This is a genomic window from Acidocella sp. (assembly GCF_052326845.1).
Lineage (GTDB): Bacteria > Pseudomonadota > Alphaproteobacteria > Acetobacterales > Acetobacteraceae > Acidocella.
Window position 1 is genome coordinate 1 of the sequence record NZ_JBKQJR010000006.1, and the last position, 10,608, is coordinate 10,608.

The following is a 10,608-nucleotide window of genomic DNA, read 5'->3' on the forward strand; positions in this document are numbered from 1 at the left end:
AGGCGACCAGCCCGGTGAGCACGAGGCCGGAGGCCATCCAGTTATATACGCGCAGCATATAGGCGCGCAGACCGGCATCCAGAGCCGCGCTGCCATAGGCCGAGAAGCCAGTCTGCGCCGTGCGGTAGGAATTGTTCGGGTTTAATGCCATGGAAGAAATCGCTCCTTAAATGGGCCGCAGGGCCCTGGAGTCATGATTCTTCCGTTTCGTAAGGTTTTCAAGTGAATTGGCGGTGTTGCCGCCGCCAATTCACTTGCGAAAGGTAAGAGAGACGGCTTAGCGCCGCCACCAGCCGGTCTTTTTGGCGGCCGGGGCTGCTTCGCTGCCCACGATGATGGGCTTCACCGCCGGTTCCGGGGCAGCTTGGGCTGCTTCGGCGGGCTCGGGGGCAGGGGCCTCGGCCACCGGCGCTTCAACCGCCGGGGCTTCAATCAGCGGGGCTTCGGGCACGGGTTCTGCCGTCACCTGGGCGTCTTCCGCCGCCAGGCCTGGGAGTTCGTCCACGGTTGCCACCACCGCCGGTTCCTCGATCAGCAGCGGCTGGGCGGCCTCGGCGGCCTCGCGCGCGGCGCGGCGGGCTTCCTCTTCGGCACGCTCGGCGGCCTCGAAGATGTCCGCGATGTCGGCATAAACCGGTGCCGGGGCAGCTTCCTCAGCAGGGGTCTCACCCTCCTCGGCCGTGGTGCGGCGGCGGCGCCCACCTCGGCTGCGGCGGCGCTTGGGCGCGGCTTCCTCGGCTGCCGGGGCTTCCTCGGTCAGTAGCGGTTGGGCGGCCTCTGCGGCCTCATCCCGCGGCGCGCCGAGTGCCGCTTCCAGCACCAGATCGATCTCCGTGGGCTGATCCTCGGCCACAGCTGCGGCCTCCGGCAGAGCTTCGCCAGCCTGGACTTCGCCAGCCTGGGCTTCGCCCTCCTCGGCCTCTTCGGCCGTTTCCGTCGCGCCACGCTCGTCGCGGCGCTTGCCACGGCGGCGGCGGCGGCGCTTGCGCTCGGCCCGCTCCGCGGTTTCGGCGGCGGTCTCGCCCTCTACTGCCTCGGCCTCGGTCTCTTCCTCCTCGGCGATCTCCTCCACCGGGGCGGCGATCTGGCGCTCGGGGCGGATCGGCGCCGGGGCGGGCGGCGGCGCGGTCTGCGCCTTCAGCCGCTCGATGCGGAAATTCGTGCCGGTCAGCGTCGCATCCGGGGTGAAGATCACGCGCATATTGTAGCGTTCCTCGATGATCGAGAGCCGCTCGCGCTTGTGGTTGAACAGGTAGAAGGCGATTTCCGGCGGCAGGACGACGGAGATCTCGGCGGCGCGGAACTTGGCGCCCTCATCCTCGATGGCGCGCAGGATATGCAGCGCGGCACTTTCCGGCGAGCGGATATGGCCCATGCCGGCGCAATGCGGGCAAACGATCAGCGAGGCCTCGGTGAGCGAGGGACGCAGGCGCTGGCGCGACATTTCCATCAGGCCGAAATGGCTGATGCTGCCGACCTGGATGCGCGCGCGGTCATGCTTCAGCGCGTCCTTGAGCTTGCGCTCGACGGCCGAGTTGTTCTTGCGGGACTCCATGTCGATGAAGTCGATGACGATCAGCCCCGCGAGGTCGCGCATGCGCAGCTGCTTGGCCACTTCTTCGGCGGCTTCCATGTTGGTGCGCAGCGCCGTGTCCTCGATGCTGCGCTCGCGCGTCGAGCGGCCGGAGTTCACGTCGATGGCGACCAGGGCTTCCGTCTGGTTGATGACGATGTAGCCGCCGGAGCGCAGCTGCACGATCGGGCTCAGCATGGCGTCCAGCTGGGCCTCGACCTGGGATTTGGAGAAGAGCGGCTGGCCTTCCGTCCACAGCTGCACCTTGCGGGCATGGCTCGGCATCAGCATGCGCATGAAGTCCCGCGCCGCCTTGAAGCCCTCCTCGCCGTCCACCAGGATGTCCTCGACATCGCGTGTATAGACGTCACGGATGGCGCGCTTGATGAGGTTCGCCTCCTCATAGATCAGCGCCGGGGCGGTGGAGTCCATCGTCTTGTCGCGGATGTCGTCCCACAGGCGCAGCAGGTACTCGCAGTCGCGCTTGATCTCGGGCTTGGGCCGGTTGGCCCCCGCGGTGCGTACGATGAGCCCCATGCCCTGCGGCACGTCCAGCTCCGACATCGCCTCCTTCAGGCGGCGGCGGTCGGCCTGCGAGGTGATCTTGCGCGAGACGCCGCCGCCGGTGGGCGAGTTCGGCATCAGCACGGAGAAGCGCCCGGCGAGCGACAGATAGGTGGTGAGCGCCGCACCCTTGTTGCCGCGCTCCTCTTTCACCACCTGCACCAGCATGATCTGGCGGCGGTGGATCACGTCCTGGATCTTGTAATTGCGCAGGAAGCGCTGGCGCATGCGGCGCTCGCGGGCTTCTGCAGCGTCATCGCCGTCGCCGCCGAGTTGCTCGGGGGTGGGGGCTTCCGCGCCGCTCTCGGGCTCGATGGTCTCCACGCCGTTGACGGTCTCGACCGTCTCCACCGTGGTCTCCGAAGCATCGGCCATGCCGCCCTGGGCGGCCTCGGCGTATTCGGTCTCGGTCTGCGCCGCCTCGGTGAGGGGCAGCTCGGCCGCCGGGGTCTCTTCCTCGGGCAGGGTTTCCACCGTGGCCGGGGCTTCCGCGTCCGGGGCGATCTCTTCCGCCGCCGCGGGCTCGCTCAGCGCTTCGGCAATGCCGGTGGGCTCCTCCAGCACCTCGCCATGCGGCTCGGGCTCTTCCGGCGGCGGGGCGGCGACGATCTCGATCGGCTTGATTTCGAGCGCCTGGGCGGTCTCGGCGGGGGCGGGAGCCTCTTCCGCGGCGTCTTCCTCGGCGGCGCAGGCGGCTTCTTCCTCGGCCTGCAGGGCCAGCAGCGTCAGCCGGTCGGCGACGGGGATCTGGTAATAATCCGGGTGGATTTCCCCGAAGGCGAGGAACCCGTGGCGGTTGCCGCCGTACTCTACGAAGGCCGCCTGCAGGCTGGGTTCGACCCGGATCACCTTGGCAAGGTAGATATTGCCTTTTATCTGCTTGCGGCCGACGGTCTCGACGTCGAAATCTTCAAGCCGGTTGCCATCCAGAACCACCACGCGGGTTTCTTCCGCGTGGCTGGCGTCGATCAACATTCTTTTCGTCATAAAAACTCCGGTGCGCGCGGCATGTGCCGGCCCGAGCAGAAGGGCTCAGAGCCAGTAGCGCGCGATATGAGGGTAGAAATTGGGATGCAGACCAGAACCGCGCCTTTTCCGAGCAGAAAATGGAGACTTCGGTAGGCAGAGCGGTCATCGGTCCTTGAACTCGCCGGGGCATGATGCCACGGCCATGGGGTATTTATTATTAACGGCTCCGGAGCGCGGAACCAGCCGTGCAAGGCCGATCTCCACCCAGGCCCGGAAGCCTACCATCCTAGATGGCCCAAAACCCCCTGTCCCGCAAGGGGGTTGTTCAGCCGGGGGTTTGCCAGCAACATAAGCGGCGACCACTGGACCATGGATACCGGGGATGACCGCCAAGCACCGTTTTGCCATATGCGCCTGCGCCCGGTGGGAGACACCTTATATTGTGGAATGGCTGAACTACTACCGGGAGACCGGGTTCAGTCATGTCTATCTCTATTGCAATGATGACGACCCAGGGCCGTTTTACGAGCGTGTGCTGCCGTTTACCCAAGGGGCGGCGCCGTTCGTCACCTTTTACCACCACCCGCATCAGGGCCAGCAATACGAGATGTACGCGCATTTCCTCCGCCACGGGCTGGCGGAGACGGAATGGGTGGCGTTTTTCGACATTGACGAATTCTTGCGCCTGCCGCCGGGGGAGGAGATCGACGGCTTCATGCAACGCTTCCCGCCGGAGGTGGAGTGCGTGCTGTTCAACTGGATATTCTTCGGCCCCAACGGCCATAAAACCCCGCCGGAAGGGCTGGTGCTGGAGAATTTTACCCGGCGGGAGGCGTCAATCCACCCGTTTACCAAGCTCGTCGCCCGCAGCGCGGCAGTGGCGGAGATCGATCTCGCGAACCGGCGCCGCGCGCGCGGGTTTTGGCACGAGATCGGCAGCAAGGTAGACCGGCCGGTTGCCGCCGTGAATGCGCTCGGCGAGGATATGGCCGAATATTATCAGGGGTTTCCGGACAGCTCACGGGAGTTCGCCAATGTCCCGGCGCGGCGGGAACAACTGCTGGAGACGGCGGTGGTCCACCATTACGCCTTCCGCTCCGAGCAGGCCTATGCCGAACGCAGTGCGCGTGGGCTGAAGGGGGATTTCAGCGACCAGGGCATATGGAAAAAGGCCGCTGAAGGAGCGGGCTTCGAGGGGCTATTGGCGCAAATGAACGGAGTCGAGGACACGTGCCTCGCCGGCTTCTGGGCGGAGCGTCGCCGCCGCGCCTGGGAGTTCGGCACCAGCCTGCCTGAACTGCGGCAAACCCCCACGCGGCCGGACAATATCAGCCGTGGCAAGCGCGCGATGCAAAGCTCGCATTGCGAATACTCCTTCGCCCCCACGCCGGAGGAGGACGCCGCCGGGGCGGTGAACGGGGTGCTCGACGGAACGCGGAAATTCCATACCGATCTCGAGGACAACCCGTGGTGGCAGGTGGATTTGGGCGGTATCGCCACGATCACGGAAATCCACGTCCACAACACCCGGGACCATGTCCAGGACCGTTTCCGCGATTTCAGCCTGAGCGTGTCCATAGATGGCTCCGCCTGGGTGGAGCTGGTGGAAAAGCGCGACGGGGCGCCGCTGGCCGAGCCTTATGTCTGGGCCGGGCCGGGCACGGCCTGGGCGCGCTATGTGCGCGTGACCCTGCTGGGGCGGAATTTCCTGCATCTGGACCAGGTTGAGGTGTACGGTACGGTGCCGTGAACCGGCGCTTTCACGCTATTTCCGCAAAAGTTTTTTGCCGTAACGGGCGCTTGGATTTTACCACGTAATGCGGCATCAGGCCGAGCAGAACACGAGGAGCCTCAAATGTCTGAATCAAGAACAAGCCTGAACAATCTGAGCATCGCCACGGTGCTGTATGATTTTGTGAACAACAAGGCGCTGCCCGGCAACGGGGTGGAGCAGGGCGCGTTCTGGGCCGGGTTTGCGAAGCTCCTGGAAAAATTCTCCGCCACCAACGCGGCGCTGCTGGCCAAGCGCGATGAGTTGCAGGGGGTGGTTGACGCTTGGCACGTGAAGCATTGGGGCAAGGAGCATGACGCCGCCGCCTATGAGGCGTTCCTGCGCGAGATCGGCTATCTGCTGCCTGAGCCCGCCGCCTTCAGCATCGACACCGCCAATGTGGACGACGAGATCGCCCGTATCGCCGGGCCGCAGCTGGTGGTGCCAGTGAACAATGCCCGCTACGCGCTGAACGCCGCCAATGCCCGTTGGGGCAGCCTGTATGACGCGCTCTACGGCACCGACGCGCTGCCCGACGAGGGCGAGATCGCCCGTGGCAAGGGGTTCAACATGACCCGCGCCGACGCCGTCGTCGCCCGCGGCCGCGCCTTCCTCGACGCGCATTTCCCGCTCGCTGACGGCAGCCATGCCGATGCCGTGGCCTATAAGGTGCATAACGGGCATCTGGCCGTGGTGTTGCCTTCGGGCGAGGTGGGGCTGCGCGATGCCGCCCAATTCGCCGGCTATACCGGCGATGCCGCGGCTCCGAAGGGCGTGCTGCTGAAGAACCATAACCTGCACGCCGACATCCTGATCGACGCCAACCACCCGATCGGCAAGAACGACACCGCGCATGTCGCGGACATCATCCTGGAATCCGCGATCAGCACGATCATGGACTGCGAGGACTCGGTGGCCGCCGTGGATGCCGAGGACAAGGTGGTGGTGTATGGCAACTTGCTCGGCCTGATGCAGGGCACCCTCACCGCGCCGGTGGAGAAGGGCGGCAAGACCTTCGAGCGCGCGTTGAACGAGGACCGCGTGTACACCGCGCCGGATGGCGGCACGCTCACCCTGCATGGCCGCTCGCTGCTGCTGATGCGCAATGTCGGCCACCACATGCTCACCGACATCATCACCCTGAACGGCGAGAAAGTGCCGGAGACCGTGGTGGATGCCGTCATCACCTCGCTGATTGCGATGCATGACCTCAAGGCCAAGCGCAATTCGCGCACCGGGTCCGTCTATATCGTCAAGCCCAAGCTGCACGGGCCGGAAGAAGTGGCCAACGCCAACGCGCTGTTCGGCGCGGTGGAGGAGCTGCTCGGCCTACCCGCCAACACGCTGAAAATGGGCATTATGGACGAGGAGCGCCGCACCTCGGCCAACCTCAAGGCCTGCATCCAGGCGGCTAAGAGCCGCGTGGTGTTCATCAACACGGGCTTCCTCGACCGCACCGGCGATGAGATCCACACCTCCTTCGAGGCTGGCGCCTTCATCCGCAAGAACGACATCAAGACCCAGCCCTGGATCAAGGCGTATGAGGACCGGAACGTCGATTTCGGTCTTGAATGCGGGTTGCAGGGTAAGGCGCAGATCGGCAAGGGCATGTGGGCAGCACCCGACATGATGGCCGCGATGCTGGAGCAGAAGATCGCCCACCCGCGCGCGGGCGCCAACACGGCCTGGGTGCCGTCCCCCACCGCCGCCACGCTGCACGCGCTGCACTATCACCAGGTGGACGTGTTCGCCCGGCAGGAGGAGCTGAAATCCCGCGTCCCGGCCAAGCTCTCCGACCTGCTGACCATTCCGCTGGCCGAGGGCATCAACTGGAAGCCCGAGGACATCAAGCAGGAGCTGGACAATAACTGTCAGAGCCTGCTCGGCTATGTGGTGCGCTGGGTGGACCAGGGCGTGGGCTGCTCCAAGGTGCCGGACATTCACGATGTCGCCCTGATGGAAGACCGTGCCACGCTGCGCATCTCCTCGCAGCACCTTGCCAACTGGCTGCACCATGGCGTGGTGACCAAGGAGCAGGTGCTGGAGACGCTGAAGCGCATGGCCCTGGTGGTGGACCGCCAGAACGAAGGCGATGCCGCCTATACCCCGATGGCCCCGGCCTATGACGGCCCGGCCTTCAAGGCGGCGTGCGACCTGGTGTTCGAGGGCCGTACCCAGCCGAACGGCTATACCGAGTTCATCCTCACCCGCCGCCGCCGCGAGGCGAAGGCCGCTTGATCAGACGGGCCGGGGAAGGCAGCTTCCCCGGCCAAATTTTTACGCCGTTGGCTGGGAGCCAGGCTCCTCCTGCTCCCGGGTTTCCATGACCTCGCTCACCTTGATGTGCAGGTCGAGATGCAGCTGGTGCAACTCGCTCAGCATTTCGCGCACATCATTCACCGTCTCCATCACCGCGTCGTGCTGCTCCTTGGCAAGTTGGTCGGAGGAGCGGGCCGCGAGGATGGTGCCGACGCCGAGCAGCGGCAGGGCAATAAGCTGCAGCACGCCAGAGCTGGCGTATTGCACGAAGGGCATGGTCGCCGGCCATTTCAGCGGCAGCAGGGTCAGGATCAGGCAGAACCAGAAGAACCCCATCGTCGCGAAGACCGCGTTGGCGCGGATGGCGATCTGGTCGTTCAGCCACTCCATTTTTTGCTTGAAATTAGTCATCGTCACGTTGCGGCCTTTGTCAGGGTTTTGCGCACAAAAGCCCAGCAGGCCACCTTGTCAACGTACCGGAATGGTGGCTGGACGGAACTCGCGCCGTGCCAGCGGCTCGGGCGGGGGCGGCTGGCGGCAGCAGATGAGCCAGTAGGGCAGCACCAGCAGCAGCGTCCAGGCGAAGCTGCCGAGCAGAGCGCCGTGGCTCATCATGGGCCATTGCGAGGGGAAGAGTGCGAGGTCCAGCAGCCAGAGCGTGCGCCAGAGCAGGCCGGTGAGTCGCACCGCAGGGGCCAGGGCCGAGCGGCGAGGGGCGTGCCGCTCATGCGCGCTGATCTGCGTGAACACGGTGCCTGCCATCACCAGCAGGCAGAACATATCCTCGAAGAAATCGGCGCTGAAGGCGGCGTCGAAAGCGTGGATCCAGATCAGCCCGGTGCCGGCGCCAAGGACCAAGCAGGCCCGTGCCAGAGTGTAGAGAGGCAGGCCAAGATACCAGCCGGCATGGTTGACCCCAGGCTGCAACACCCGGTCGATGATGAAGTCATCCACGCGCCGTGCGATACTGATGATCTTCTCCGCCACCTTATGCTGGTCCTGTTCTCACCTCATTGGTCATGCAATGCGCGGCGCAGTGAACCGGCTGCCGCCGCCAGCCTCGACTCGGCTTGTTCGGCGGTCAGCCGGCGCAAGATCATCAACGCCGCTCTTTTAACATGCATATCGCAGGCGGAAAGTGCAAGGGCTGCGCCGCTTTCATCCGCGCCCGTGATTTGCTGCACCATTGCCAAGGCGCGGCGGCGCAGCTTGGCGTTCGTTGCGCGCATGTCCACCATATAGGGGCCGTAGGTCTTGCCGAGCCGGATCATCACCATGGAGGAGAGCGTGTTGAGCGCGATCTTCTGGGTGGACCCGGCGGAGAGCCGCGTGGACCCGGCGATGATTTCCGCCCCGGTGACGATCTGCACCGCGATGTCGGCGGCCTCGGCCATGGGGGAGGCGGCGTTGTTGACGATTGCGCCGGTAAGCCCGCCCAGAGCCCGGGCATGGCGGATGGCGGCGAGGGTGAAGGGCGTGCTGCCGGAGGCGGCGATGCCGACGAGCGCGTCGCCCGGGTCGAAGCCATGCGCGGTGAGCGCGGCGATGGCGGCGTCCTTGTCATCCTCCGCGCCTTCGGCGGCCTTGATGAAGGCCGAGGGGCCGCCAGCAAGCAGGGGGATGATCAGCCCGTCCTCTATGCCGAAGGTCGGGCCGCACTCCACGGCGTCGAGAAAGCCGAGCCGGCCGGAGGTGCCCGCCCCGGCGTAGAACAGCCTCCCGCCCGCTTGCAGCCGCGCCGCCACCTCATCGGCCAGCCTGGCCAGGGCAGGGGCGGCTGCGGCCAGGGCGCGCTGAGCCGCCTGCTCCTGCGCCAGGAAGGTGTTCACGATCCCCAGCGTGTCCCGCTCGTCCAGGTCCATCAGCTCCGGCTGCGCGCTTTCCGTGCCGCGCGGCTTGGCGGCGGGCTCGTGCGTCACCCCGGCGGTCCAGACGCGCTGGGGGTGAAGATCGTCGCTGAACCAGACGATATCCGCCCGCGCGCCGGGGGCGAGCATGCCGCGGTCCGTCAGGCCCAGGGCGAGGGCCGGGCGGGATGTGGCGGCGGCGAGGGCGGTCTCGGGCGTTACCCCGGCGGCGATGAGGCGGCGAATGCCTTCATCCAGCGTGATTCCCGCTCCGGCGATGGTGCCGCCCGCCCGAAGCCCCACGCCCTGGTGCCCGAGCGTGACCGGCGCACCGCCGAACTCCCGCACGGCGCCCGGTTCCAGCCCGGCGATAAGGATGGAGTCGGTCACCGCGATGGCGCGCGGGCAGGCGGCGAAGGCAATGGCCAGCAGCTCCGGCGCGACATGCACGCCATCGGCGATCAGGCAGGGGGAGAGGCGCGGATCGGTGAGCGCCACGCCCGGCGCGCCCGGGGAGCGGTGATGCAGGGGGGACTGCGCGTTGAACACATGGGTCACCAGGGTGGCGCCCGCTGAGACGGCGTCGCGCATGGTGGCGGCGTCCGCCCCGGTATGGCCGAGCGAAACCGCCACCCCGGCGGCGCGCAACCGGGCGATGGCGGCTATGGCCCCTGGCAGTTCCGGCGCCAGGGTGACGAGGCGCAGCACCTTGCCCATGGCCAGAACCTCGTCGATCGCCGCTTCATCCGGCAGGCGCAAATATTCCTGCAGATGCGCGCCGCGCTTTTCAGGCGCCAGGAAGGGGCCTTCCAGATGCAGGCCGAGAATCGCCCCATGCCGCGCCTGGGCCGCCGCCACGCGCCGTGCTGCCTGTGCCAGATCGGCCAGTGGTGCGGTGATGGCGGTGGGCAGCACGGAGGTGACGCCGCAGGCCGCCAGCCCGGCGACGAACACATCCCAATCCTCGGGCGTGGCCAACGCGCAATCCACCCCGAAGGCGCCGTTATTGTGCAGGTCGATCAGCCCGGGCGCGAGGAAGCCATGCGTTAATTGCATGTCAGCTTTTACATCGCCAAAGATGATGCGGGTGATGCGGCCGTTCTCCAGCGCCACAGCGCCGGGGCCGGTGAAGGAATCGCCCAGAAACAGGCGTGGGGCTGAGATGATCATGGGGAGACAATACTGGTGCCGGGTGAGGGATTTGAACCCCCGGCCTTCGGTTTACAAAACCGCTGCACTACCACTGTGCTAAGCCGGCAAGCAAGGTGCGGATGAGCGCACATTGCGGCCAGTGATAACAAATCCGGGATCTTCAAGCAACCCGTGAGAGACCTGCTGCAGCCCATCGCCTTAGACAACGATACCTTTTCAACCCCAAAGATCCGCACCGAAAGGATGGATTACGCTGCCCTCGAAGACAAGTCCGGGTTCGCGGTCGCGGGCAAGTAGCAAGGGGCCATCAAGGTCCACGAAATCGGCGCCAGCTGCGATCAAAAGGGCAGGAGCCATGGCGAGAGAGGTACCGACCATGCACCCCGCCATTGTCGCCAGGCCTTGCCCCCGCGCTGCCTTCGCGAGCTCCAGCGCCGCAGTAAGGCCGCCTGTTTTGTCGAGCTTGATGTTAA

General features: G+C 66.1%; 6 protein-coding genes, 1 tRNA gene and 2 pseudogenes. 2 read left to right on the forward strand and 7 right to left on the reverse strand.

Features of this window, described 5'->3' with window-relative positions; translation table 11 throughout:
* Nucleotides 1-151: pseudogene (locus tag ACLPJJ_RS00545) on the reverse strand (Bax inhibitor-1/YccA family protein); the annotation flags it as partial.
* A 126-nt stretch (nucleotides 152-277) separates the two neighbouring features.
* Nucleotides 278-3,124, reverse strand: coding sequence for an Rne/Rng family ribonuclease (locus tag ACLPJJ_RS00550; protein ID WP_443588719.1), 2,847 nt, complete (start codon nucleotides 3,122-3,124; stop codon nucleotides 278-280).
* A gap of 364 nt (nucleotides 3,125-3,488) precedes the next feature.
* On the opposite strand from ACLPJJ_RS00550, the gene ACLPJJ_RS00555 reads away from it, so the two are divergent.
* Nucleotides 3,489-4,856 (forward strand): glycosyltransferase family 2 protein, encoded by a 1,368-nt coding sequence (locus tag ACLPJJ_RS00555; RefSeq protein ID WP_443588720.1) that lies wholly within the window; start codon nucleotides 3,489-3,491, stop codon nucleotides 4,854-4,856.
* Nucleotides 4,857-4,961: 105 nt separating this feature from the next.
* Nucleotides 4,962-7,115 (forward strand): malate synthase G, encoded by a 2,154-nt coding sequence (locus ACLPJJ_RS00560; protein ID WP_443588721.1) that lies wholly within the window; start codon nucleotides 4,962-4,964, stop codon nucleotides 7,113-7,115.
* A gap of 39 nt (nucleotides 7,116-7,154) precedes the next feature.
* Here ACLPJJ_RS00560 and ACLPJJ_RS00565 read toward each other — a convergent pair whose 3' ends face one another.
* From ACLPJJ_RS00565 to ACLPJJ_RS00585, 5 genes and pseudogenes are all read right to left on the reverse strand, one after another.
* Nucleotides 7,155-7,547: a hypothetical protein gene (locus ACLPJJ_RS00565; protein ID WP_443588722.1), complete on the reverse strand. Its 393-nt coding sequence runs from the start codon at nucleotides 7,545-7,547 to the stop codon at nucleotides 7,155-7,157.
* A 57-nt stretch (nucleotides 7,548-7,604) separates the two neighbouring features.
* Nucleotides 7,605-8,123, reverse strand: a complete 519-nt coding sequence (locus tag ACLPJJ_RS00570; protein WP_443588723.1) for a hypothetical protein — start codon at nucleotides 8,121-8,123, stop codon at nucleotides 7,605-7,607.
* Between the two features lie 23 nt (nucleotides 8,124-8,146).
* Nucleotides 8,147-10,153, reverse strand: a complete 2,007-nt coding sequence (gene nagA, locus ACLPJJ_RS00575; RefSeq protein WP_443588724.1) for an N-acetylglucosamine-6-phosphate deacetylase — start codon at nucleotides 10,151-10,153, stop codon at nucleotides 8,147-8,149.
* A 13-nt stretch (nucleotides 10,154-10,166) separates the two neighbouring features.
* Nucleotides 10,167-10,241, reverse strand: a tRNA-Thr gene (locus ACLPJJ_RS00580).
* A gap of 110 nt (nucleotides 10,242-10,351) precedes the next feature.
* Nucleotides 10,352-10,608: pseudogene (locus ACLPJJ_RS00585) on the reverse strand (dipeptide epimerase); the annotation flags it as partial.

Coding starts and splice junctions, on each gene's coding strand:
- ACLPJJ_RS00550 (WP_443588719.1), bottom strand. CDS start 3,124: ATGACGAAAAGAATGTTGATCGACGCCAGCCACGCGGAAGAAACCCGC.
- ACLPJJ_RS00555 (WP_443588720.1), top strand. CDS start 3,489: ATGACCGCCAAGCACCGTTTTGCCATATGCGCCTGCGCCCGGTGGGAG.
- ACLPJJ_RS00560 (WP_443588721.1), top strand. CDS start 4,962: ATGTCTGAATCAAGAACAAGCCTGAACAATCTGAGCATCGCCACGGTG.
- ACLPJJ_RS00565 (WP_443588722.1), bottom strand. CDS start 7,547: ATGACTAATTTCAAGCAAAAAATGGAGTGGCTGAACGACCAGATCGCC.
- nagA (WP_443588724.1), bottom strand. CDS start 10,153: ATGATCATCTCAGCCCCACGCCTGTTTCTGGGCGATTCCTTCACCGGC.